The 22,721-nt window shown below is 73.4% G+C and carries 21 protein-coding genes; 9 read left to right on the top strand and 12 right to left on the bottom strand.

The features are described from left to right. Positions 1 to 478: 478 nt before the first annotated feature. Positions 479 to 970, top strand: coding sequence for a pyridoxamine 5'-phosphate oxidase family protein (locus DEI99_RS12435; protein ID WP_071260992.1), 492 nt, complete (start codon positions 479 to 481; stop codon positions 968 to 970). Positions 971 to 1,118: 148 nt separating this feature from the next. Here the strand turns inward: DEI99_RS12435 and DEI99_RS12430 are convergent, their stop codons facing one another. After that, positions 1,119 to 2,357, bottom strand: a complete 1,239-nt coding sequence (locus tag DEI99_RS12430; protein WP_284180813.1) for a putative hexosyltransferase — start codon at positions 2,355 to 2,357, stop codon at positions 1,119 to 1,121. Between the two features lie 216 nt (positions 2,358 to 2,573). Here DEI99_RS12430 and DEI99_RS12425 point away from each other — a divergent pair, with 216 nt between their 5' ends. Further along, entirely contained in the window at positions 2,574 to 2,960 is a 387-nt protein-coding gene (locus DEI99_RS12425; RefSeq protein ID WP_284180812.1) for a RidA family protein, read from the top strand. 136 nt (positions 2,961 to 3,096) lie between these two features. On the opposite strand, the gene DEI99_RS12420 is transcribed toward DEI99_RS12425, so the two are convergent. Genes DEI99_RS12420 through DEI99_RS12400 form a run of 5 tightly spaced genes read right to left on the bottom strand, consistent with a single transcriptional unit; the run spans position 3,097 to position 8,282 of the window. After that, positions 3,097 to 4,677: an N-acyl-D-amino-acid deacylase family protein gene (locus tag DEI99_RS12420; protein WP_284180811.1), complete on the bottom strand. Its 1,581-nt coding sequence runs from the start codon at positions 4,675 to 4,677 to the stop codon at positions 3,097 to 3,099. Continuing rightward, positions 4,674 to 5,324: a bifunctional 4-hydroxy-2-oxoglutarate aldolase/2-dehydro-3-deoxy-phosphogluconate aldolase gene (locus tag DEI99_RS12415; protein WP_284180810.1), complete on the bottom strand. Its 651-nt coding sequence runs from the start codon at positions 5,322 to 5,324 to the stop codon at positions 4,674 to 4,676. Before DEI99_RS12415 ends, DEI99_RS12420 begins: the two co-directional genes overlap by 4 nt. Before the next feature lie 29 nt (positions 5,325 to 5,353). Further along, positions 5,354 to 6,331, bottom strand: coding sequence for a sugar kinase (locus tag DEI99_RS12410; protein WP_284180809.1), 978 nt, complete (start codon positions 6,329 to 6,331; stop codon positions 5,354 to 5,356). After that, positions 6,328 to 7,149 carry an IclR family transcriptional regulator gene (locus DEI99_RS12405; RefSeq protein ID WP_284180808.1) on the bottom strand — a complete coding sequence of 274 codons (822 nt, stop codon included), beginning with the start codon at positions 7,147 to 7,149 and terminating at the stop codon, positions 6,328 to 6,330. The genes DEI99_RS12410 and DEI99_RS12405 overlap by 4 nt, the downstream gene beginning before the upstream one ends. Then, complete coding sequence (locus DEI99_RS12400; RefSeq protein WP_284180807.1) at positions 7,146 to 8,282, bottom strand: alanine racemase; 1,137 nt, start codon at positions 8,280 to 8,282, stop codon at positions 7,146 to 7,148. Before DEI99_RS12400 ends, DEI99_RS12405 begins: the two co-directional genes overlap by 4 nt. Positions 8,283 to 8,481: 199 nt before the next feature. Between DEI99_RS12400 and DEI99_RS12395 the strand changes: the two genes are divergently transcribed. Together DEI99_RS12395 and DEI99_RS12390 are read left to right on the top strand one after the other, a co-directional pair. Further along, the gene (locus DEI99_RS12395; protein ID WP_111042618.1) at positions 8,482 to 9,894 is read left to right on the top strand and encodes an MFS transporter; all 1,413 of its coding nucleotides are present in this window, start codon (positions 8,482 to 8,484) and stop codon (positions 9,892 to 9,894) included. Positions 9,895 to 10,027: 133 nt separating this feature from the next. Beyond that, positions 10,028 to 10,804, top strand: coding sequence for an endonuclease/exonuclease/phosphatase family protein (locus tag DEI99_RS12390; RefSeq protein WP_111042617.1), 777 nt, complete (start codon positions 10,028 to 10,030; stop codon positions 10,802 to 10,804). A gap of 612 nt (positions 10,805 to 11,416) precedes the next feature. Here the strand turns inward: DEI99_RS12390 and DEI99_RS12385 are convergent. From DEI99_RS12385 to DEI99_RS12375, 3 genes are read right to left on the bottom strand one after another with little or no spacing between them, the layout of a single operon-like run. Beyond that, positions 11,417 to 12,088: a methionine ABC transporter permease gene (locus tag DEI99_RS12385; RefSeq protein WP_071261009.1), complete on the bottom strand. Its 672-nt coding sequence runs from the start codon at positions 12,086 to 12,088 to the stop codon at positions 11,417 to 11,419. Next, positions 12,085 to 13,125 (bottom strand): methionine ABC transporter ATP-binding protein, encoded by a 1,041-nt coding sequence (locus tag DEI99_RS12380; RefSeq protein WP_111042615.1) that lies wholly within the window; start codon positions 13,123 to 13,125, stop codon positions 12,085 to 12,087. The genes DEI99_RS12385 and DEI99_RS12380 overlap by 4 nt, the downstream gene beginning before the upstream one ends. Further along, positions 13,125 to 14,078 carry a MetQ/NlpA family ABC transporter substrate-binding protein gene (locus DEI99_RS12375; protein WP_111042614.1) on the bottom strand — a complete coding sequence of 318 codons (954 nt, stop codon included), beginning with the start codon at positions 14,076 to 14,078 and terminating at the stop codon, positions 13,125 to 13,127. The genes DEI99_RS12380 and DEI99_RS12375 overlap by 1 nt, the downstream gene beginning before the upstream one ends. A 138-nt stretch (positions 14,079 to 14,216) precedes the next feature. On the opposite strand from DEI99_RS12375, the gene DEI99_RS12370 reads away from it, so the two are divergent. Beyond that, positions 14,217 to 14,711, top strand: a complete 495-nt coding sequence (locus DEI99_RS12370; RefSeq protein WP_071298046.1) for a 2'-5' RNA ligase family protein — start codon at positions 14,217 to 14,219, stop codon at positions 14,709 to 14,711. Between the two features lie 94 nt (positions 14,712 to 14,805). Here the strand turns inward: DEI99_RS12370 and DEI99_RS12365 are convergent, their stop codons facing one another. From DEI99_RS12365 to DEI99_RS12355, 3 genes are all read right to left on the bottom strand, one after another. Further along, complete coding sequence (locus DEI99_RS12365) at positions 14,806 to 16,050, bottom strand: FAD-binding protein (RefSeq protein WP_111042613.1); 1,245 nt, start codon at positions 16,048 to 16,050, stop codon at positions 14,806 to 14,808. Positions 16,051 to 16,115: 65 nt separating this feature from the next. Next, a complete protein-coding gene (locus DEI99_RS12360) occupies positions 16,116 to 17,597 on the bottom strand; it encodes an MDR family MFS transporter (RefSeq protein ID WP_111042612.1) in 1,482 nt (493 codons plus the stop codon). Positions 17,598 to 17,710: 113 nt separating this feature from the next. Beyond that, on the bottom strand, positions 17,711 to 17,992 hold the full coding sequence (locus tag DEI99_RS12355; protein ID WP_111042620.1) for an acylphosphatase: 282 nt from the start codon (positions 17,990 to 17,992) through the stop codon (positions 17,711 to 17,713). 132 nt (positions 17,993 to 18,124) lie between these two features. Here DEI99_RS12355 and DEI99_RS12350 point away from each other — a divergent pair, with 132 nt between their 5' ends. Genes DEI99_RS12350 through nadC form a run of 4 tightly spaced genes read left to right on the top strand, consistent with a single transcriptional unit; the run spans position 18,125 to position 22,720 of the window. Next, complete coding sequence (locus DEI99_RS12350) at positions 18,125 to 18,832, top strand: NUDIX hydrolase (RefSeq protein ID WP_111042611.1); 708 nt, start codon at positions 18,125 to 18,127, stop codon at positions 18,830 to 18,832. An 11-nt stretch (positions 18,833 to 18,843) separates the two neighbouring features. Continuing rightward, positions 18,844 to 20,115: a quinolinate synthase NadA gene (gene nadA / locus DEI99_RS12345; RefSeq protein WP_111042610.1), complete on the top strand. Its 1,272-nt coding sequence runs from the start codon at positions 18,844 to 18,846 to the stop codon at positions 20,113 to 20,115. 17 nt (positions 20,116 to 20,132) lie between these two features. Continuing rightward, positions 20,133 to 21,839 (top strand): L-aspartate oxidase, encoded by a 1,707-nt coding sequence (locus tag DEI99_RS12340; RefSeq protein ID WP_111042609.1) that lies wholly within the window; start codon positions 20,133 to 20,135, stop codon positions 21,837 to 21,839. After that, on the top strand, positions 21,836 to 22,720 hold the full coding sequence (gene nadC / locus DEI99_RS12335; RefSeq protein ID WP_111042608.1) for a carboxylating nicotinate-nucleotide diphosphorylase: 885 nt from the start codon (positions 21,836 to 21,838) through the stop codon (positions 22,718 to 22,720). The genes DEI99_RS12340 and nadC overlap by 4 nt, the downstream gene beginning before the upstream one ends. Position 22,721: the final 1 nt, after the last annotated feature.

The raw sequence follows: 22,721 nt of genomic DNA, 5'->3' as shown, positions 1-22,721 counted from the left end.
GCCGGGCCCGGCTGACCGTGGTGTCCGGGCGGTCGCTCCGCCACGAGGTCGTGCCCGTGGCCGTTCTGTCCCATCGCGTGTGGTGTGGGAAGCGGTTTCGCGCGTAGGGGGTCGTTCGTTCCGGCTTCCCACGCGCGGTTCGTCTTCCCGTGCGCAGAACTGCTCAGCGCCCGCGCCGACCGGGCCCGGCTGACCGTGGTGTCCGGGCGGTCGCTCCGCCACGAGGTCGTGCCCGTCGTCGTTCTGTCCCATCGCGTGTGGTGTGGGAGGCGGTTTCGCGCGTAGGGGGTCGTTCGTTCGGGCCTCCTACGCGCGATCCGACTTCCCACGCGCGAAAGCGCCCCCGCCGCGCGCCCCCCCACCCCGCGCCCCCGCGCCCGCCCCCAGACACACCCGCCCGCTGAGGGGCACACTGGACGCAACGGTTCGGCTCCGTCAGCCCTCGGGCACGGCGGGGCGCACGACGCAAAGGAGCATCATGACCGACACGCAGACCGACCAGCGCGCCGCCATCTCGGACATCGTCCACGGGGCCCACACCGCACTGCTCACCACCGTGAGCGAGGACGGGCACCTGCACGCCCGCCCCCTCGCCGTGCAGGACAAGACCTTCCACGGGACGCTGCGGTTCCTGGTGCAGGACGGCAGCGAGAAGGTCGAGGACATCGCCCGCAACCCGCACGTCAACGTCGCCATCGAGTCGCAGGGCGGCTACCTCTCGATCGCCGGCACCGCCACGGTCACGCAGGACGACTCGGTCGTCGACGAGCTGTGGTCACCGTTCGCCGAGGCCTGGTTCCCCGAGGGGCGGCAGGACCCGTCGATCCGACTCCTCACCGTCGAGGGTGTCTCGGTCGAGTACTGGACGCAGGACACCGGTCCGGTCGGCAGCCTCGTGCAGATGTTCAAGGCCGCGATCGGCAAGCAGAGCCAGCCGGACACCGGCGACCACGGCACCGTCGAGCTCTGACCCGAGCAAGGACCTCCGAGCGCTGACCACCCAGCGCTACACCGGCCGGCCAGACGCGGAACGACGAGATCGATGTCGTGCGACAGCGATCTCGTCGTTCCGCATCCGCACGGGTCCGGCGCACCCATGCCCGCACAGCAACCCCTGCCTACGGGGGCCCGAGCAGCCAGAGCACCGCGACGAGCACGGGTTGCCCGGCCAGTGCCGCGGTGACGAAGGTGCGACGCATCCAGGGCCGCGCGACCAGCTCCGGCGAGCCGAACAGCGGCGCCAGGGGCATGAGCAGGCGGGGCGTGGAGGCCATCGGCAGCGAGACCGCGAACACGTACAGCGCGTAGGCCGCCGAGTAGAGCACGGTCGTCTGGCCGAGGCGCAGCGTCGACCGGCGGAGCAGCCACACCGGGTAGCCGACGAGCAGGAACAGCACGATGAGCACGCCCCCGACGCCGAGCCACCGCGACGCGATGAGGAACCACGGGGTCATCGGCACGAAGTCCACGCGTCCGATGAAGTTCACCCACCACGACATCTCGGTCTCGAGGTAGGCGTTCGGCATCCCGGTCACGTGCGAGGCGATGACCGGCCAGGCCAGCCCGGCGGCACCCATCGCCAGGCCCGCGGCGACCACCCGGACCTGCTCGCGCAACGGGAAGGTGTCGAGGACCCGTCCGTCCGACCGCCGCGCGCGGACCCAGCGGATCAGCGCGACGACCCCGAGGACGAGCGGGATGGCGAGAGCCCCGGGCCGCGTGAAGGCCGCGACGACCCCGAGCAGCGTGAGCAACCCGTACCGGCGACGTTCGAGCGCGAGCAGCGCCCCGAACGACAGCGCGAGGAACATGCTCTCCGCGTAGCCCACCTGCAGCAGGAACGACAGCGGCCCGCAGGTGAAGAAGAAGACGGCCCACATGGCGGCGGCGTGCCCCGCACGGTCGCGGACCAACCGGTGCAGCAGGAACGCGGCGACCAGCCCGGCCACCAGGGCGACGATCGGTGCACCGATGGTGAAGGGGACCCCGGTCGAGGCGGTCAGCATCCGGATCGTGAACGGGAAGGCGGGCAGGAACGCCCAGGCGTTCTGCGCGACGTTCCCGGCGGCGTCGACCGGCAGCGCGGTGGGGTAGCCGTGCAGCGAGATCTGTTCGTAGTACTGCCCGTCCCACGCCGTCAGGAACGCCCCGAACCCGTCACCGTTGCCCCAGATCGCGTTCTCCGGCAGCGCGCGACCCACCAACGGGTACGCGAGCGCCAACCAGAGCGTCGAGAGCAGACGCCCGCCGGTCCACACGAGCAGGACCGCGGCCCACGCCGGTAAGGACGCCACGGTGTCGAGCACCCGACGGCGTCCGGGCGCGACGGCGACAGCGTCGCCGTCCACGCGGCTCACGCGCGGGCTCCTCGGTGGGCGGGCATCGGGGTCGGCACCGGGACAGGCTAGCCGGTCGACCCGCGTGGTCCCCTCGGAACGCGCGAGCGTGCTGGCGCCGGACGGGAGGCCCGCCCCGCGTTCTGCATGCCGGAACGCGTCCGTCCCGTGGTCGGCTCCCGAGCAGACCCCCCGCCTAGCCTGGAGTCCTCATCCACCGACTGACGAGGAGCCACCGTGCCGAAGACCGCCATCGTGACCGACAACGCCCCGAAGCCCGCCGGCCCCTACAGTCAGGGCATCGTCGCCAACGGCTTCATCTACACCGCCGGCTTCGGCCCGCAGGACCCGTCGACCGGCGCGATCGCGGACGACGTGGCCGGCCAGACCGCGCAGGTGCTCGCGAACGTGGCCGCGGTGCTGGCGGAGCACGGCGCCACCCTCGACGACGTCGTCAAGGCGACCGTGCACCTCGAGCACTCCGACCGCGACTTCCCGGCCTTCAACGAGGAGTACGCCAAGCACTTCTCGCAGCCCTACCCCGTCCGGACCACCGTGCAGTCGCACCTGGCGAACATCCTGGTCGAGATCGACGTCGTCGCGGTGCTGCCCGCGGCCGAGTAGGCCCGCACCCGGCACGTCCGCTCGGCCCGCCGACGCGCCGACCCGCCGACCCGCCGGAGCCCGCACGAGCGCGCCCCCGTGCGGTCATCGCGCCCCGAGGAGTCGGGGTGCGACGACCGCACGGGGGCGCGGTTCGTCAGGCGGTCGTCCGTCGGAGACCGGCTCCGGGCGTCGCGTGCGTCAGGGCTCCGTCGCGCAGGACCGGGACGCCCGCCACCAGGACGTCGTCGATGCCCTCGGCCACGCGCATCGGCTCGGTGTAGGTCGACCGTGCGGCGACGCGCTCGGGGTCGACGACGACGAGGTCGGCCGTCCACCCCGGCGCGACGACGCCCCGGCGGCCGAGGCCGAACCGCTCCGCCGACCGGGTGGACAGGTGCTGCTGCACCGCGGCCCAGGACAGCAGGCCGGCGCGGGCGTACTCGCCGAGGTAGCGCGCGAACGTGCCGTACGCCCGCGGGTGCGGGTGCGTGCCGACGAAGATGCCGTCCGACCCGCCGGTGTGGCCGTCGTGGCGGAAGAGTCCCGCGAGCTGCGCGGGGGTGCGGGGACGCGGCACGCGCATGACGACGGTGACCTGCAGGTCGGAGTCGACCAGGACGTCGAGCGCGAGGTCGACCGGGTCGGTCCCGGTGGCGTCGGCGGCCTCGGCGAGGGTCCGTCCCTGCAGCGCGTGGAACTCGGCGGCCGGCACGTGGGAGAGCGTGATCTGGTCCGCCCACCCGGTGCCGAGGTCCGCTCGACCGAGCACCCGGTCGAGCACCGCGGCCCGGATCTGCTCGCGACCCCCGGTGGTGTCGAGCGCCCGGGCCAGGTCCTCGGTGCCGGGGCGGGCGAGTTCGGCGGGCAGGAGCAGCATCGACAGGATCGTGCAGCCGCGCGAGTACGGGTAGGCGTCGAAGGACAGCGCGACGCCCCGGTCGGCAGCGCGGTCGAGTTCGGCGAGCGCGAGCTCCACCGGCGCGTGCAGGTGCGAGATGTGAGCACTGCCGCCCGCCGTGCCGGCGATGGCGACGATCTCGTCGATGCCCGCTGCCGCGTTCGTCTCGTACCCGCCGCGCATGTGGGTGACGTAGGGGACCCCGGCCGGTGCCGCCTCGGCGGCGAGCTCGGCGATCTCGTCGGTGCCGGCGAAGAGTCCGGGCACGTAGTCGAGGCCGGTGGCGAGACCGACGGCGCCGTCGGCCGTGCCCTGTCGCACGAGGGCACGCATCGCGTCGAGCTGGCTGCGGTCGGCCGGCCCCTGCTGGTCGCCCATCACCTCGTGTCGGACGGTGCCCGCGGGGACGAGCGTCGCCACGTTGATCGCGGTGGTGCCGTCGTAGGTGGCCAGCAGCCCGGCCACGCCGTCGCCGCGGTACGTCGGGTGTGGCCCGTCGATCGCCGCGAAGTACCGGGCGGCGTACGACCCGTCGCCCGGCGCCGGGCCGACGCCGTCCTGACCGGTGATGATCGTCGTCACGCCCTGGCGGAGGAGCGCGAGCTGGACCCCGTCGTCGAACACGAGCGACCCCGCGTGCGAGTGGGCGTCGACGAAGCCCGGCATGACCACGCGGCCCGTGCAGTCGACGACCTCGGCGTGCTCGGGGACGTCCAGCCGCGCACCCACGGCGGCGATCGCGCCGTCGACGACGAGGACGTCCGCCCGACGGAACGCGCCGTCGTCGCCGATGACGGACCCGCCGGCCAGGTGCACCGGTGTCGTCGTCGCCGTCATCGGTGCAGCGCCGCGACGAGTCGTCCGGCCCGGGCGCGGAGGGCGTCGAGGTCGCCGTCGCGCAGGGCGTCGCCGACGAGCGGCGAGCCGAGGCCGACCGCGACGGCCCCCGCTGCCAGGTAGTCGGCGGCGTCGTCCACCCCGATGCCGCCGGTGGGGATGACGTCGACGAAGTCGAGCGGGGCGAGCACCTGCTTGAGGAACCCCGGCCCGCCGAGCTGCGCGGCCGGGAAGACCTTCACGGCGCGGGCGCCGTGCTGCCAGGCCGTGACGATCTCGGTCGGGGTGGCGGCACCGGGGTACCAGCCGAGACCGCGCTCGTGGGCCCGGTGCCCGATCGCGGGGTCGGTGTGCGGGCTGACCGCGAAGGACGCCCCGGCCGCTGCCGCCTCGTCGAGCTGTCTCGGTTCGAGGACGGTCCCGACCCCGATCGCCGCCGACCGGCCGTACTGCTCGGTGGCCCAGGCGATGCCCTCGCGCCAGCGCGGCGTGTTCGTGGTGATCTCGATCGCGCGGACCCCGGACTCGACGAGCACGCCGATGACGTCCTCCAGGTGCTCGCCCGTCCCGCCGCGGAGGATCGCGATCGCGGGGCCGGCCTCGTGGCGGTGGCGGGGCGGTGCTGCGGCGGGCGACGTCTCGGTCACGGGGGCCTCTCGGTTCGGGGGCGCGACCATCAGCGGTCCACCCGGTCGTGCACGGTGTGGTCGGTGTCGGGGGCGTCCTCGACGGTGACCAGGGCGTCGGGGTCCGGTCGGCCCCAGTCGCTCGCCACGCTGCAGGCGAGCGCACCGGCGTCGGCCGCACGGTCGAGCGCGGTGGTGGCGTCCGTGCCGGTGAGCACCGCGGCGAGCCAGCCGGCCACGAACGCGTCGCCGGCGCCGACGGGGTCGACGACGCGGACGGGTGTCGCGGCCCGCCGGTGCAGGACGCCGTTGACCGAGGCGACCGCGCCGCGGGAGCCGAGCTTCACGACGGCCGTGCCGTCGGCGAGTGCGGCGAGGTCGTGCGCGAGGGCTTCTTCGTCGTCCGGGCGCTCGTCGCGACCGAGGACCAGCCGGGCCTCGTCGTCGCCGGCGAACACCACGGCCGACCGGGCGACGACGTGTCGGTAGCTGGCACGGGCCCGTTCCTCGTCGATGAGCTTCGAGCGGTGGTTGACGTCGAACGACACCGGGACGCCGGCGGCAGCGGCGCGGTCGAGCACCGCGTCGACGGTCGCCCGCGCCGTGTCCGACAGGGCCACCGTGATGCCGGTCAGGTGCACGAGCGCAGCCTGCTCGACGATGCTCGCGGGCACGTCCGTCGGGACGAGTGCCGAGCCCGCCGAGCCACGGCGGTGGTACGTCACCCGCGTCCGGCCGTCGGTGAGCCGTTCCTTCATCATGAGCCCGGTCGAGTGCTCCGGGTCCGGCACGGCGACGACGTCGACCCCGGCGCCGCGCACGTCGGCGACGACGCGGTCGCCCGCGGGGTCGGTGCCGACGCGGCCGACCCAGGTCGTCGGGACGCCGGCGCGGACGAGCCCGATCGCGACGTTGCTCTCGGCGCCGCCCGTGTCGATCCGCATCGCGTCGAGGTCGGGCACGGCGCCGACGGCCTGCCCGCTCAGCAGCAGCATGGTCTCGCCGACGGTGACGACGCGGCCGGTCACCGTGCGGACCTCGTCAGGGCGAGCTGCGCCGAGGACGAACCGAGGGCGACGGAGATCTCGTGGGCGGTGCGGACCACGCCCGCCCCGAGCTCGCGGACCGCGGCGGCGGGGAAGCGCGACGCGAGCCCCGAGATGCTCATTGCGCCGACCACCTGGTTGGCGTGGTCGAGGACCGGCGCCGCGACGCACCGGATGTCCGGTTCGTTCTCGCGGTCGTCGACGCCGTAGCCGCGCGCGTGGGTCCGCTCGACCTCGTGCCGCCAGCGCTCGTCGTCGGTGATCGTGTGGTCGGTCATCGCCCGAGCGGGCTCGGCGAGCACCCGGGCGAGCAGGTCCAGCTCGCCGAATGCCACGATCGCCTTGCCGGAGGCGGTGTTGCGCATCGGCAGGCGGTTGCCGATGCGGGACCCCATCCGCACGGTCCCGCGGGTCTCGACCTTGTCGACGTACACGATGTCGGTGCCGTCCGGGACGACCAGGTGGCAGGTCAGACCCGTCTGCTCCGCGGTGCGCCGGAGGAACGGTGCGGCGGCGGCCCGGAGGTCGATGCCCTCGAGGTAGCTCTGGCCGAGCAGCAGCGCGCCGAGCCCGAGCGTGAACCCGGTGTCGGCGGTGCGTCGGAGCAGGTCGGTCTCGACCATCGGCGCGGTCAGGCGGAGCACGGTCGACTTCGAGGTGCCGAGTTCGTCGGCGAGGGCGCCGAGGCTGACCGAGACCTCGCCGTTCCGGGTGCGGTCGGCGATGCAGTCCAGCAGGCGCAGCCCGCGCCGGAGCGACAGCGCGGCGTTGCGCACGGGGACGTCGGGCGTCGTCGTCACCGGAACTCCGTCTCGATGGTGTCCGTCACCGTGTCGTCGTCGGCGAGGACGAGCACCCGTCGCCACTTGTCGAACACCGTGCAGGGGTGGGAGATGCCGAAGACGACCACGTCACCCGGCGTGATCGCCGGCGCCCCGTCCGTCAGCCGCAGGTAGCAGTGCTGGTCGTCGAGGCGGGCGACGGTGACCGACCCGGGGGCGGGGGCGACGGGGCGGGCGTGCGCCGTGCCTCCCGGCCGGAGCTCGCGCACGACCGGCAGTCCCTCGTCGAAGCTGATGTCCCGCTTGCCGACGGCCACGATGGCCAGGCCGGCCTCGGGGGTCGAGGTGACCCGGCCCCAGACCCGGATCGCGGACTCGAGCCGGCCTTCCTCCGGGTGCCGCCCGAAGGGCGTGCGCTCGGCGTAGAAGCCGTCGTCGTGGGTGAGCGAGGCGCCGGACCGCAGCAGCACGTCGACGTCGTCGGGGCGATCGGTGACCGCGTCGACGACGGCGTCGAACCAGGCGCTGCCGCCCATGCCGAGCAGGGTGCGGGGAGCCGTGACGAGCGAGCGGACCGCCTCGGTCGCGCCGAGCACGCCGCGGACGTACTCGCGGGCCTCGTCGGGACCGGGCAGGCCGCCCTCGTAGCCGGTGACGCCGCGGACGTCGAGGCCCGCGTCGCGTGCGGTGCGGGCCAGGGCGACACCGGCCTCGGGGGAGCGCACGCCCGTGCGGCCCCCGGGGAACCCGATCTCGACGAGCACCGGGAGCGCGCCGTGCTCGGCCGCCGCTGCGACCCCGGCCGCGGAGTCGACCTGGAAGAGCACGTCGGCCTCCGGGTCCTCGGCGCGCCGGCCGGCGATCCAGGCGAGGCCGGCGGGGTCGAGGACCTCGTTCGCGATGAACAGGCGGTGGATGCCGTGGCGCCACGCGACGAGCGCCTGCTGCACGGAGGCGACGGTGACGCCCCACGCGCCGAGGTCGATCTGCCGTCGGGCGAGCGCCGGCGCCATGTGCGTCTTCATGTGCGGGGCGAAGAGCAGGCCGTGGCGGTCCACGTACGCCTGCATCACGGCGGCGTTCGCGGCGAGCGCCGACTCGCGGAGCGTCATCGCGGGCAGCAGGACGTCGTCGAGCACGTGCTTCGTCATCGGGCCTCCTCGTGCTGGTGCGGGTGCTGGTGCTGGTGCTGGTGCGTGCCAGCTGGTGCTGGTGCGTGCCAGCGGGTGCTGGTCGTGCCAGCCTCGCCGGGTCCCCGTGTCCCCGACAACGCCCACACCCCGACCATTCTGCAACGCAGAACGGAGAGCGGCCGGGGTGCTCCGGTGCGGGCATACGATCGCCTGTGACATGACGACGACGACATCGACGCCCAGCCGGCGACGGGCCGGCAGCACGGCGGTCGCCGTGCTCGTCGCGGGGACCTTCTTCATGGAGCTCCTCGACGGCACGATCCTGGCGACCGCCGCCCCGGCGATGGGGCGCGACCTCGGGGTCGACTCCGCGGCGGTCGGCGTCGCCATCACGGCGTACCTCGTCACGCTCGCGGTGTTCATCCCCGTCTCCGGTTGGCTGACCGACCGCGTCGGGTCCCGCACGGTGTTCGCCGGCGCGATCGCCCTGTTCACCGTCGCCTCGGCACTCTGCGCGATGTCGACCGGGCTCGTCGACCTGACCCTGTGGCGGATCCTGCAGGGGCTCGGTGGGGCGCTCATGGTGCCCGTCGGCCGGCTCGTGGTGCTCCGCAGCGCCGGACGCGAGCAGCTCGTGACCGCGATCGCGATCCTCACCTGGCCGGCCCTCGCCGCGCCGATCATCGCCCCGTTCGTCGGCGGCGTGCTCGTCGACACCCTGTCGTGGCACTGGATCTTCCTCGTCAACATCCCGCTCGGCGTCGTCGCGTTCGTCGCGGCGCTCGTGCTCGTACCGCAGGAACGCACGGCGCAGCGGGTGCCGTTCGACTGGTTCGGGTCCCTGCTCGCCTGCTTCGGGCTCGGCTCGCTCGTGGTGATGGCGTCGCTGCTCGCCCTCGACACGATCCCGGTCGCCGCCGTCGTGGTGTCCGGGATCGTCGGCGCCGTGTGCACCTGGTTCGCGATCCGCCACTTCCGTCGGGCGCCGCACCCGATCATGGGGCTCGATGCCTTCCGGCTCGAGACCTTCCGGGTGTCGCACGCCGGCGGCAGCCTGTTCCGCCTGGCCGTCTCGGCGGTGCCGTTCGTGCTGCCCCTGCTGTTCCAGGACGCCTGGGGGTGGAGCGCCGTGCTCGCCGGGTCGGCGGTGCTCTGGGTCTTCGTCGGCAACCTCGGCATCAAGCCGATGACCACCCCGTTCCTGCGCTGGTTCGGCTACCGGCCGGTGATCATCGTGTCGTCGGCCGTCGCGGCCCTCACCGTCGTCGCGATGGCGTTCATGACCGAGGACACCCCGTTCTGGCTGCTCGCCGTGCTGCTCGTGGTGAGCGGCGCCGCACGCTCGGTCGGGTTCACCGCGTACAACACGATCGCCTTCGCCGACGTCGAGCAGGCCGACATGACCCCCGCCAACACGCTGTCCTCGACGCTGCAGCAGACCGCCGCCGGCTTCGGGGTCGCGGTCGCCGCCGTCGTCATCCGGGCCGCCGGCGGGCTCGGCGGTGACGGCCCCTACGCCGTCGCCTTCTGGGTGATCGCCGTGCTCCTCGCCGTCGCATGCGCCGAGGGGGTCCTGATGAGTCGTACAGCGGGGGAGACCGTCCGCCCGGCACGCCGCGTCCGGGCCTGAACCGGCCGGTGTCCGTTTCCGACGCGGTCGCTCCGAGGGACGCCGGCAGGCGTTACAGTCTCAGCAACTGTTTGTGGACCCCGAGTACGGTTGCCGCGGCAGGGTGACCGGACCACCCGGACAGGAAGGCAGCATGGCCGCGCCAGATCAGCAGAGCACGACGGCAACCGACGAGCCCGTGCAGCCGACATCCCTCCGTGTCGTCAGCTACAACCTGCGCGAGCACACCGCGAACAGCGAGCTCGCCGCGTTGGCCGAGTCCTCCGAGGCCGACGTCCTCTGCGTCCAGGAGTGCGACAGCAACGACCTGGCCCCGTCCATCGGCGGCCTGTCGCTCGCCGCGTCCACCCGGACGAACCGCCTCGGCCTGGCCATCTACAAGCGCGACGACCGCTTCGAGGTGCAGGACTTCAGCATCCACTCGCTGCAGAAGTCCCTGCACGACCGGGTGCTCGCCCCCGCGCACGAGCGGCTCATCGCGATGCACCTGCGCGACACCGAGGCCGACGCCGAGGTCGTCGTCGCGTCGTTCCACGCCTCGCCGCTGACCGCGACGAACTCCCTGCGCCGCAAGCAGATCGAGGCGGCGCACCAGTTCCTCCGCGACCTGGCGAAGGACGTCCCCGCGGTCATGGTCGGCGACTTCAACTATCCGTGGTTCCAGACGAACCTGCGCCGCAAGATCGAGCAGCACGGCTTCGCGCTGTCGCTCTCCGACCAGCCGACCTACCTGCGCTACCGCAAGTTCACCGGCCACTTCGACTTCGCGACGAGCGTCGGCCTGCACATCGCGGGGGTCGAGACCCTGCCCGCAGGCATCTCGGACCACCGTCCGATCCTGGTCCGCGCGCACTACGAGCACCCCGGCGAGACCGGCACCGTCGTCACGATCGAGTCCCCGGCCGCCTGACGCCGGCGCCCCTGAGATCGCACTCCGGCCCGTTTCCCGCCCTGGGACGCGGGCCGGACTGCGATCTCGGCCTGCCGCGCCCCGCGCCCGGCGTCCCTGAGGTCGCACTCCGTTCCGGTACCGGCTCCGGGAGGCGGGACGAAGTGCGATCTCGGGCGCTCGCGCCCCGCGCCCGGCGTCGGAAAGGAGGCCCGGTGCCGGTCTCGTGGACCGGCACCGGGCCTCCAGGCGGTCGCGTCCAGAGCGTGGGCCGAGGCAGCAGGACATGCCGCGCGTGGTGTGCCGAGGTCGCACCTCTTGCCGCCTGCACGGGCCGGGAACGGCACTTCGCGCGACCTCGGCGCCGCCCGGCCCGGCGCCGCCCGGCCCGGCGCCGCCCGGCCCGGCGCCGCCCGGCCCGGCGCCGCCCGGCCCGTCGCCGTACGGCCCCGGCGCCGCACGACCCGGCCGCACGACCTCGGTGCCGAGGCAGCAGGACATGCCGCACGTGGTGTGCCGAGGTCGCATCTCCTGCCGCGTGCCCGGGCCGGGAACGGCACTTCGCGCGACCTCGGCGCCGCCCGCGCCGGCCGCTGCACCGCCCTGGCCGCACGGCCCGGCCGCGCGCCCGCGTCAGCGCCGCAAGGTCGCGCGGGCCAGACGGTTGCCGACGAACTGGCCGAGCTGCACGATGACGACGATCGCCGCCACCGAGACGTAGACGATCCACCAGTCGTAGCGCTGCGAGCCGTAGGTGATCGCGTACTCGCCGAGACCGCCGCCGCCGACCAACGCACCCTGCGCCGTCATGTCGACGATGCCGATGTAGATGAACGTGTAGCCGAGGATGAGCGGGCCGAGGCCCTCGGGGATGAGCACCGTCAGCAGGATCGAGACCGGGTGCGCGCCCGATGCCCGAGCCGCCTCGACGACGCCGGGGTCCACCGCGAGCAGGTTCTGCTCGACGATGCGCGACACCGCGAAGGCCGCGGCCAGCGAGATCGCGAACGTCACCGCGGGCACGCCGATCGTGGTCTGCACCACGACGCGCGACAGCGGGGCGATCGCGGCGAGGAAGATCACGAACGGGATCGGCCGGACCAGGTTCACGACGACGTTGATGACGGTGTACGCGGTGCGGTTGCCGAGCAGGTTGCCCGGCCGGGTCGCGTAGAGCAGCAGGCCGAGGGCCAGGCCGATGACGCCGGCGATGACGAGCGACACGAGCGACATCACGATGGTGTCGCGCGTCGCCGCCAGGAAGACGTCGAACGTGTCGATCACGCTCTGGAACGAGTTGTTCACGCGGCTGCCTCCTCGTCGGTCGTGACCCCGTCGGCGCGCAGGGCGGCGACGGCCCGGTCGACGGCCGCCGGCTCGTCGGCCGTCAGCTCGTACGTGAGCGAACCGATCCGGCGCTCGCGGATCTCGCCGACCCCGCCGTAGACGAGCTCGGCGCTGACCCCGGCGGACCGGAAAGCACTGTCGATGCGGTTCTGCAGCCCGGCCTCGTCGGTGATCTGCACCGTCACCAGGCGGCCCGGGTGGCGTTCGCGCAGGCGGGTGAGCGTGTCGACGGAGGGCCGGTCGTGCAGGGCGGTGCGGACGAACCGCTGCGCCGCCGGCGTCTGCGGCGATGAGAAGACGTCGTAGACGTCCCCGACCTCGACGACGCGTCCCCGTTCCATCACGACGACCCGGTCGGCGATCTGCCGGACGGCGTCCATCTCGTGGGTGATGACGATGATGGTGACGCCGAGCTCCTGGTTCACGCGGCGGAGCAGCCCGAGGACCTCGGAGGTGGTGTCCGGGTCGAGGGCGCTCGTCGCCTCGTCGGCGAGCAGCAGGTCCGGCGAGGCCGCGAGTGCCCGGGCGATGCCGACGCGCTGCTTCTGCCCGCCGGAGAGCTGCTCCGGGTAGGCGTGGGCGCGGTCGAGGAGCCCGACGAAGTCGAGCAGTTCGGCGACGCGTCGGTCGCGCTCGGCCTTCGGGACACCGGCGACCTTGAGCGGGTACGCGACGTTGCCGGCGATGGTGCGGGACCGGAACAGGTTGAACTGCTGGAAGATCATCCCGATCTTCCGGCGGGCCTGTCGGCGGTCTCGCTCCGGCAGGGCGGTGAGCTCCTGCCCGGCGACGGTGACCGAGCCCGACGAGGGGAGCTCGAGGGCGTTCACCAGCCGGACGAGGGTGGACTTGCCGGCACCGGAGTACCCGATGACGCCGAGGACCTCTCCCTGGTGCACGTCCAGGGAGACGTCCTCGACGGCCACCACGGTCTCGCCGGTGTCGGCGCGGCGGTAGAGCTTCGAGACGCCGCGGAGTTCGACGAGGACCGGCACTACTGCTTGGCCGCCTTCGCGTCCTGCTCGACCTTCGCGAGCTCGGCCTGCAGCTCCGAGGCGCTCTCGTCGCGGGAGACGGCCTCGGGCAGGTCCTTCGCGAAGGCCTTCTGCACGGACTCGTCCTGGAACAGCTCCGCCAGGGCGAGGTAGGTCTTGTCGTCCTTGTCCTCGTCGCGGGCGGCGAAGACGTTCACGTACGGGGCGGCGCTCGCGCTCGAGGGGTCGTCCTGGTAGATCGCGTCCGAGATCGGCAGGCCCGCGGCGGTCGCGAAGTTGTTGTTCACGACGGCGGCGGCGACGGAGCCCTGCTGCAGCGCGTTCGCGGTCTGCGAGGCCTCGAGCGGCTGGATGTCGACCTTCTTCGTCTCGATGTCCGCGGTGGTGGAGAACGCCGAACCGCCGTCCTTCAGCGTGACGAGGTCCGCTGCCTGCAGGATGAGCAGCGCGCGCGCCTGGTTGATCGAGTCGTTCGGGATCGCGACCTTCGCGTTCGCGGGCAGGTCGGAGGGCTCGTCGTACTTCGTCGAGTACAGCGGCAGCGGGTAGACGGCGGTCGAGCCGATCGGCTGCAGGTCGTCGTCCGAGGTGACGTTGTAGTCCGCCAGGTACTGGATGTGCTGGAACTGGTTGAGGTCGACCTGGCCGTCCTTCAGCGCGGGGTTCGGCAGCGAGTAGTCCGCGAAGTTCGTCAGCTCGACGGTGACGTTGAGCTTCTCCTTCGCGAGCTTCGTGTACGTGCTCCAGTAGGACAGCGACTTGTCCGCGACACCGATCGTGACGGTCTCCGGGGCGGCGTCGCCGGCAGCAGCGCCACCCTCGTCGCCCCCGGAACGGACGGCGGCGACCACGACGGCGACGACGATCGCGACGACGACGACCGCTGCGGCGACGATCCAGCCGATCGGGCGCTTGCCCTTCGGCTTCTCGGGCAGGACGGGTGCTGCGGACATGCTGGTGCTCCTCGTGGGGGATGCTGCGGGGACACCGCGGTGGTCCGCGGCGTGCAGTCGAGTGTGGCCGGACCACGGGCGCGGTGCGACTTGCGTTCCGCCGTGTTACACGCAGCCGGCCCGGGCAGACTCGGACGGGTGCGCAGCATCGAACTCGTCCTCGACGGTCCCTCGGACGCAGCCGTCCGGGCGCTCTGGCAGACCCTGGTCGCCGCGGAGCTGCCGAGCCTCGGACACTCGGGCACGAACGACCCGCACGTCACCCTCGTGGCGGGCGAGGCCCTGCCCGTGCCGACGGACCTCGACGCCCCGGTGCCCGGGGCCCTGCGCGTCGCCGGCGTCCTGCTCTTCCCCGCCGGGCCCGGGCGGCACGTGCTCGGGCTCGGTGTGGTCGTCGACGGGCCGCTCGCACGCTTCCACCGCGCGGTCGACGCCGCCGCTCCGGGATCGACCGACTCGTCGCTGCCGGGCCGCTGGGCGCCGCACGTCACCCTCGCCCGTCGCATCCGCGACGTCGACCTGCCCGCGGCGCTCCGGGTCCTCACGGCCGACGCACCCCTGCCCGAGGTGCTCACGGTGGGCGGTCTCCGCCACTGGGACGGGGACGCGAAGGTGGTCACCCGCCTGCGGTGACCGGCCTGGCGGACCGGCACCGGGCCTCCCGGACGGCTCCGACGTGGAACCCGCGTTCCGCAGGCCAGCAGGCTGCGCGGCCGGGAGGCCCGGTTCAGGTCCCGAGCACCCGCTCGCCGAACGCGGATGCGAACGTCCGGTCCGGGTCGGCGCGCGCGACGAGGTCGCGGAACTCCGGCAGTCGCGGGTACAGCGCGGCGACCGCGTCGCGGTCGAGCGAGCTCATCTTGCCCCAGTGCGGCCGGCCGTCGAACGGCGCGAGCCGCGCCTCGAGGTCGGGCAGGAGCGCCGCGACCTCGTCCGGGTGCTTCTGCCAGGTGAACGCGATGCACAGGACGTCCTCGCCCTGGGTCGGGCTGAGCCACAGGTCGTCGGCGGCCGTCGTCCGCAGTTCGCAGACGTGCAGGTGCGGCTGGATCCGGTCGGCGAGCCCGCGCAGTGCGTCGAGTGCGGCGGCGTGCCGGAGCGGGACGAAGTGCTCGCTCTGCACCTCGGAGCCGTGGCTCGGCACCGACTCGATCGGGAAGTGCGGCAGGCGGTCCCACCACGGTCCGACGGACCCGTCGCGGGCGGTGTGGTGGCCGTCGCCGGGGGAGCCGGGCAGCCGCGGGGCGCCGAACAGCTCGTCGGGGACCGTGACGTCGTCGGCGCCCGCCGGCACCCGGGTCTTCACCAGGACCTCGCGCACCTCGTCGCCGAACACCGTGTACGTGCAGACCGAGGTGCCGGCCGCGTGGACCTCGGCGACGTGGTCCAGGAAGGTCCGCCAGGGGAGCGGGCCGTAGGTGTCCTGCCGCATCCGCCAGGACGGCTCGACATCGAGCGTCACCCGCGTGACGATGCCGGTCAACCCGAGGTGCAGGACCGCGCCGTCGAACCCCGGGTCGCCGCGGCTGACGGTGCGCGGGGTGCCGTCCGGACCGAGCAGCTCGAGCGCACGGACGGCCGTCGTCAGCGATCCGAGGGCCGTCCCGGACCCGTGGGTGCCCGTGGCCGTGGCGCCGCCGACCGAGATGTGCGGCAGCGAGCCCATGTTGTGCAGGGCGAACCCGGTGCGGTCGATGTCCGGAGCGACCGTCCCGTACCGGGTGCCGGCGCCGACGGTGGCGGTCCGTGCGTTCGGATCGACGACGAGGTCCGTCGGGATCCCGGTCAGGTCGAGCAGCACGCCGGGCGCGTCCGCGACGTCGTTGAACGAGTGCCGCGTGCCGAGCCCGTGCACGCGGCGGTTCGCGGCGACGATCTCGGCGGCCTCGTCGACGGAGCGCGGTCGCAGCACTCGTTCGGCCCCGTAGGTGACCGTGCCGGACCAGTTCAGTTCGCTCGACGTCGACCGCATGGGGCCCACCATGCCACGCGGGGCCCGCTCCGGGCTCCGGAGCGGGCCCCGCGGGGCAGTGGGCGTCAGTGCGCGGGCGGGGGCGTCGGTGCGCCCTCGGGGACCTCCGGACGCCGGACGAACAGCGACGCCACGATCCCGGCGAGCGAGATGAACGCGCCGACCAGGAACGCCGTCCGCACGCCCGAGGCGGTCGCGCTCGCCACGGCATCGGCCCCGGCGTCCGTCGCCGCGGTGGCAGCACCGATCGTGAGCAGCGTGACGAACAGTGCGGTGCCGGCCGCGCCGGCGAGCTGCTGGGCGGTGCCGAGCACGGCGCTGCCGTGCGAGTACAGCTTCGGCGGCAGGCCGCCGAGCGCCGCGGTGAACAGCGGCGTGAAGGTCAGGGCCAGGCCGATGCTCAGCACGACGTGGGCGCCGAGGACGAACCAGACGCTCGTGTCGGTGCCGACCGTCGCGAGTGCCCAGAGCACCGCGCTGACGATGACCGAGCCCGGGATGAGCATGACGCGCGGGCCGTACCGGTCGTAGACGCGACCGACGACGGGGGAGAGCAGGCCCATGAGCAGCCCGCCGGGGAGCAGCAGGAGGCCGACGTTGAGGACCTCGAGACCGAGGACGCGTTCCAGGTAGATCGGCAGCAGGATGAGCGTGCCGAACATCGCCATGAAGCTCAGTGCCATCGCGACGATCGGCACCGTGAACCCGCGGGTGCGGAACGTGCGCAGGTCGAGCAGGGCGCTGTCGGTGCGCTGCAGGCGCGTCTGTCGGACGACGAACACCACGAGGGCCGCCACACCGACGACGAGCGCGCCGATCGGCACGGCGAGGCCGGTCGATCCCGACTCGCCGATGCTCGACAGGCCGTAGACGATGCCGCCGAACGCGAAGGCCGACAACACGACGGACAGGACGTCGAGCGGGGCCTTGCGCGGCGTCGAGACGTTCTGCACCTTGAACGCGCCGAGCACCAGGGCCGCGAGCGCGATGGGGAGCACGAAGCCGAACAGCCAGCGCCACGAGAACGCGTTGAGGATGAGGCCGGAGATCGTCGGGCCGATGGCCGGGGCCACCGAGATGACGATCGAGATGTTGCCCATGATGCGACCGCGGCGAGCCGGGTCGACGAGGGTCAGCACCGTCGTCATGAGCAGCGGCATCATGATCGCCGTCCCGCTCGCCTGCACGATGCGCCCGACGAGCAGCACGGAGAAGCCCGGGGCCAGCAGGGCGATCAGGGTGCCGGCCGAGAACAGGCCCATCGCCGCGAGGAAGACCGGGCGGGTGTCGAAGCGCTGCAGCAGGAACCCGGTGATCGGGATGACGACCGCCATGGTGAGCAGGAAGCCGGTGGTGAGCCACTGGCCCGTCGCCGCGCTGATCTGCAGGTCGTCCATCAGCCGCGGCAGCGCCACGCCCATGATCGTCTCGTTGAGGATGACCACGAACGCGGAGACGAGCAGCAGCCCGATCACCAGACGGGTCTCGGCAGCGGACGGCGGTGAGACGCTCCCCGTGCGCGGGGCGGAATCGACGGCCTGGGTCATGCGGGGGCTCCTGGTGGATCACGAGGGGTGGGAACGAGGGGGCGCGGACCGCGCAGACAGGGCAACCGCCTGAACGGATTCGATTATTCCGCTCCCGTGCCGACTCGACCCGCTCAGTGCAGGATCGCGAACCCGTCGGCGTCGCCGTGCGGTACGACCGGCCGCAGTGCGACGTCGGTCACGGTCGCCGACGGCGGTCCGGTCCGCAACCAGCCCATGAGCGCCTCGACCGCGGGCGAGGGGCCTTCGGCCTCGACCTCGACGGTGCCGTCCCACAGGTTCCGTGCGTAGCCGACGAGCTCGAGCCCGTCCGCCTTCCGTGCGGTCCACCACCGGAAGCCGACCCCCTGGACCGTCCCCGACACGACCGCGTGCATCCTCGTCACCGTTGCCATGCCGCTCACCGTAGGCGTGCGCGGGCCCCGGGAGTTTTCGTCCCGGTGACGATGTGTTTCCGGTTCGTGACGACGGGTGATAGTGTCACACCTACCCGAACAGTTCGGGTCATGTTGACCATAAGGTGTCCGATGGAGCAGGCAGGCATCCGCGTCGCGGTCTCGACCGTGATCGTCGCGCTGCGGCCGCACCCGGACACCGGTGCTCCCGCACTGTGGATGCCGCTCGTACGCCGGGTGGCCGAGCCGTACGAGGGGTCGTGGGCACTGCCCGGCGGCTGGGTGCAGCCGGACGAGGGGCTCGAGGACTCCGCTGCCGCCCGCCTCCGCGAGACGACGAACGTGCAGCCCCGCTACCTCGAGCAGCTCTACGCGTTCGGTGACGTCGACCGCTCCCCGTCGCGGGTCGTGTCGATCGTGTACTGGGCCCTCGTGCACCCGGACGAGGCGAACTCGGTGCCCGACGACTGGAACGTCCGGTGGTTCCTGGCCGACGAGCACCCGCCGCTCGCGTTCGACCACGACCGCATCGTCGAGTACGCCCTGTGGCGGCTCCGCAACAAGATGTCCTACTCGCGGATCGCGCAGGCGTTCCTCGGCGACCGGTTCACCCTCGCCGAGCTCCGCGGCGTGTACGAGGCGGTGCTCGGCCGAGCGCTCGACCCCGCGAACTTCCGTCGACAGGTGGAGAAGACCGACGCGGTCCTGCCGACCGACGAGACCACGAGCGGGGACCGGCACCGTCCGGCCCGGCTGTACCGCTCGAACCCCGACCTGGCCTACGCGGACAACGGCCCGCTGCAGACCGGGGCCGATCAGCACCAGCAGCGGAACCGATAGGAAACCCTCCCGTGTCCATCGCCACGACCATCGAACGCATCTCCAACGGCCAGGCCGGCGGCAGCACCTGCACGCCTGACCTCGCCCTGCCGACCTGGGACTTCGACGCCCGACCCGGGTACGGCCCGGGCTCGTCGATGTCCGACGTCATCCCCACGAGCGCCCCGCGCCAGGGTGTCCTGCCCGACGAGTACAAGACGGCTCCGACCGACGAGCTGCACGAGCGCATCGAGCGGGCGAAGGCCACGCTCGGCGACCGGGTCGTCGTCCTCGGGCACTTCTACCAGCGCGACGAGGTTGTCCGGCACGCGGACTTCCTCGGCGACTCGTTCCAGCTCGCGAACGCGGCGCTGACGAAGCCCGACGCCGAGGCCATCGTGTTCTGCGGCGTGCACTTCATGGCCGAGACCGCCGACATCCTGGCGCGGGACGACCAGCGGGTCATCCTGCCGAACCTCGCCGCCGGCTGCTCGATGGCCGACATGGCCGACATCGACAGCGTCGAGGCCGCGTGGGCCGAGCTGACCGCGGTCTACGGCACCGAGCCCGACGCCGACGGCCGCGTGCCGGTGATCCCGGTCACCTACATGAACTCCGCCGCCGACCTCAAGGCCTTCTGCGGCCGCAACGGCGGCATCGTGTGCACCTCGTCGAACGCCGCGACGGTGCTCGAGTGGGCCTTCGAGCGCGGGCAGCGCGTCCTGTTCTTCCCCGACCAGCACCTCGGCCGCAACACCGCCAAGGCGATGGGCATCAGCACCGACCGCATGCCGATGTGGAACCCACGGCTGCCGGGCGGCGGCAACACCGCGCGGGACCTGCTCGAGGCCGAGGTCATCCTGTGGCACGGCTTCTGCTCGGTGCACCGCCGGTTCACGGTCGACCAGATCGACCAGGCCCGCCGCGAGCACCCCGGCGTGCAGGTCATCGTGCACCCGGAGTGCCCGATGGCGGTCGTCGACGCCGCGGACCACGCCGGCAGCACCGACCTCATCCGGAAGACCGTCGCCGCGGCCACCGAGCCGACCACGTTCGCGATCGGCACCGAGATCAACATGGTCAACCGGCTCGCCGCCGAGTACCCGCAGCACACGATCTTCTGCCTCGACCCGGTCGTCTGCCCCTGCTCGACGATGTACCGGATCCACCCGGGCTACCTCGCCTGGGTGCTCGAGGCACTCGTCCGCGGCGAGGTCCTCAACGAGATCGTCGTCCCCGCCGACGTGCAGGCCGACGCCAAGGTGGCGCTCGAGCGGATGCTCGCGGCGAAGCCGCGGGTCTGACGGGCGGGGGACCGACCGTGCACGTCGTCGTCGTCGGGTCCGGCATCGCCGGTCTGACCGCCGCGATCCGCGCGAGCACCGCCCACGACGTCACGCTCGTGACGAAGGGGGCGCTCGCCGACGGCGCCACCGCGTACGCCCAGGGCGGCATCGCGGTCGCGCTCGGCGCCGACGACACGTCGGCGCTGCACCAGGCCGACACGCACGTCGCGGCGGCCGGCAGCGCCGACGCCCGCGCCGTCGAGGTCCTCTGCACCGACGGCCCGGCCCGGGTCCGCGACCTGCTCGCCCTCGGGGTGCCCTTCGACCGCTCGTCGGACCCGGCGACCCTCGACCGGTACGGCGACGACCTCGCCCGCGGTCGCGAGGCCGCGCACGGTCGCTGGCGGGTGCTGCACGCCGACGGCGACGCGACGGGCGCCGCCGTCGAACGGACCCTGATCGACGCGCTGCACCGCCGACACGTGACGATCCTCGAGCGCACGAGCCTGACCGACCTCGTCGTCCGCGGTGGTGCGGTCGTCGGCGTCGACGTCCTCGACCTGCTCGGCGACCCGCGGCGGATCGACGCCGACACCGTCGTCATCGCCTCCGGGGGAGCGGGGCACCTGTACCGCGAGACGACGAATCCGCTCGTCGCGACGGGCGACGGCGTCGCCGCGGCCTGGCGGGCGGGCGCCGTCGTCGCCGACCTCGAGTTCGTGCAGTTCCACCCGACGCGACTCGCCGTGCCCGGTGGCGGGTTGGTGTCCGAGGCCGTCCGCGGCGAGGGTGCCGTGCTCCGCGACGCCTCCGGCCACCGCTTCATGACCGACGTGCACCCGGACGCCGAACTCGCCCCGCGCGACGTCGTCGCCCGGGGGATCGCCGCCGCGGTGCGCGACCAGGGCGGCGCACCCGTGCTCCTCGACGCCACCGCACTCGGCGCCGACTTCCTGACCGGACGCTTCCCCGGGCTGACCCGGGCCACCCGTGCGGCCGGCTTCGACTGGACCCGACAGGGCGTGCCGGTGTCCCCGGCGGCCCACTACGCGATGGGCGGCATCGCCACCGACGCCGAGGGCCGGACGAGCCTGCCCGGACTGCTCGCGGTCGGCGAGGCGGCCTGCACCGGCGTGCACGGCGCGAACCGACTCGCCTCGAACTCCCTGCTCGAAGGACTCGTCTTCGCGGTCCGCGCGGCGGACGCGGTCGCCGGGCCGCGACCCGGCCTGCTCCGCCTGCGCGGCGACGCCGGTCTCCACGTCACCACCGTGCCCCGAGCGGCCGACACGGGTCGCGCCGCTCCCCACCTGGTCGGCCGTCACGCGCCTCCGCAGGCTCCGCAGCGCGCCGGCACCGGCAGGAGTGGGCCCGGTCCGGACCGCTCGGGAGGCCCGGATCACCGTGACGGGACCGCCGACCTCCGACAGGCGGTGCAGTCCGTCATGACGGACCGGGTCGGACTGCTCCGCGACGCCGCCGGGCTGGCGAGCGCGCGACGCGACCTCGACGCGCTCACCGCGGCGACCGGCGGCGGCGTGCGCGAGCACGAGGACCGCGCGCTGCTCGACCTCGCCCGACTCGTCGCCCGCGCCGCCGAGACCCGCACCGAGTCCCGTGGCGCACACGCCCGCACCGACCACCCCGACACCGACCCGACCGCCCCGGCCTCGTACGCCTGGGTCGCCGAGGCCGCCCCCGTCCCCGTCCCCGTCGCCGTCCAGCAGGAGGTACCCGCATGACCACCGACCCCGGCACCGTCCCGCCGCACGCCCTGCGCCGCGTGATCGAGACCGCGCTCGAGGAGGACGCACCCTGGGGTGACGTCACGAGCGAGACGCTCATCCCCGCCGAGGCGACCGCGACCGCGACCCTCGGCGCCCGCGAGCCCGGCGTCCTGAGCGGTGGCGGGGTCTTCGTCGCCGTCATGCACGCCGTCGACCCCTCGATCGACGCCGTCGTGCACGTCGCCGACGGCAGCGCCTTCGCCGCGGGGGACGTCCTGGCGACCGTCACCGGTCCGGCGCGCGCCGTGCTCCGCGCCGAACGGGTCGCCCTCAACCTCGTGCAGCGGATGTCCGGCATCGCGACGACCACCGCAGCGTACGTCGCCGCCGCGGCCGGCACGTTCGCGCGGATCGTCGACACCCGGAAGACGACGCCCGGACTCCGCGCGCTCGAGCGGTACGCCGTCCGGTGCGGCGGTGGCCACAACCACCGCACCTCGCTGTCCGACGCCGTGCTCGCCAAGGACAACCACCTCGCGGTGCTGCTGGCCGGGGGCACCGAGATCGGCGACGCCCTCCGGCAGGCCCGCGAGCGACTCGGGCACACGGTGCACGTCGAGGTCGAGGTGGACCGCCTCGACCAGGTCGAACGCGTCGTGGCTGCCGGGGTCGACACGATCATGCTCGACAACTTCACGCCCGACGAGCTCGTGGCCGGGGTCGGCATCGTCGCCGGTCGGGCGCTCGTCGAGGCGTCCGGCGGGGTCTCCCTCGACACCGTCGCGGCCATCGCCGCCACCGGGGTCGACGTCGTCTCCGTCGGGGCGCTCACGCACTCCGCCCGCGCACTCGACCTCGGTCTCGACATCGAGGTCGCGGCGCCGGCGCGGGACTGAC

Origin of the sequence: Curtobacterium sp. MCLR17_036, assembly GCF_003234445.2 — a bacterium.
Classification (GTDB): Bacteria; Actinomycetota; Actinomycetes; order Actinomycetales; family Microbacteriaceae; genus Curtobacterium.
Note: the sequence above shows the minus strand (reverse complement) of the source record. Positions and strands in the feature narration are given on the sequence as shown.

Excerpts from the sequence above, each read along its gene's own strand:
- DEI99_RS12360 (WP_111042612.1), bottom strand. The coding sequence starts at position 17,597 with ATGACCCAGGCCGTCGATTCCGCCCCGCGCACGGGGAGCGTCTCACCG.
- DEI99_RS12420 (WP_284180811.1), bottom strand. The coding sequence starts at position 4,677 with ATGACGGCGACGACGACACCGGTGCACCTGGCCGGCGGGTCCGTCATC.
- DEI99_RS12375 (WP_111042614.1), bottom strand. The coding sequence starts at position 14,078 with ATGTCCGCAGCACCCGTCCTGCCCGAGAAGCCGAAGGGCAAGCGCCCG.
- DEI99_RS12365 (WP_111042613.1), bottom strand. The coding sequence starts at position 16,050 with ATGCGGTCGACGTCGAGCGAACTGAACTGGTCCGGCACGGTCACCTAC.
- DEI99_RS12355 (WP_111042620.1), bottom strand. The coding sequence starts at position 17,992 with ATGGCAACGGTGACGAGGATGCACGCGGTCGTGTCGGGGACGGTCCAG.
- DEI99_RS12350 (WP_111042611.1), top strand. The coding sequence starts at position 18,125 with ATGGAGCAGGCAGGCATCCGCGTCGCGGTCTCGACCGTGATCGTCGCG.
- DEI99_RS12400 (WP_284180807.1), bottom strand. The coding sequence starts at position 8,282 with ATGACGAAGCACGTGCTCGACGACGTCCTGCTGCCCGCGATGACGCTC.
- nadC (WP_111042608.1), top strand. The coding sequence starts at position 21,836 with ATGACCACCGACCCCGGCACCGTCCCGCCGCACGCCCTGCGCCGCGTG.
- DEI99_RS12395 (WP_111042618.1), top strand. The coding sequence starts at position 8,482 with ATGACGACGACGACATCGACGCCCAGCCGGCGACGGGCCGGCAGCACG.
- DEI99_RS12435 (WP_071260992.1), top strand. The coding sequence starts at position 479 with ATGACCGACACGCAGACCGACCAGCGCGCCGCCATCTCGGACATCGTC.
- DEI99_RS12390 (WP_111042617.1), top strand. The coding sequence starts at position 10,028 with ATGGCCGCGCCAGATCAGCAGAGCACGACGGCAACCGACGAGCCCGTG.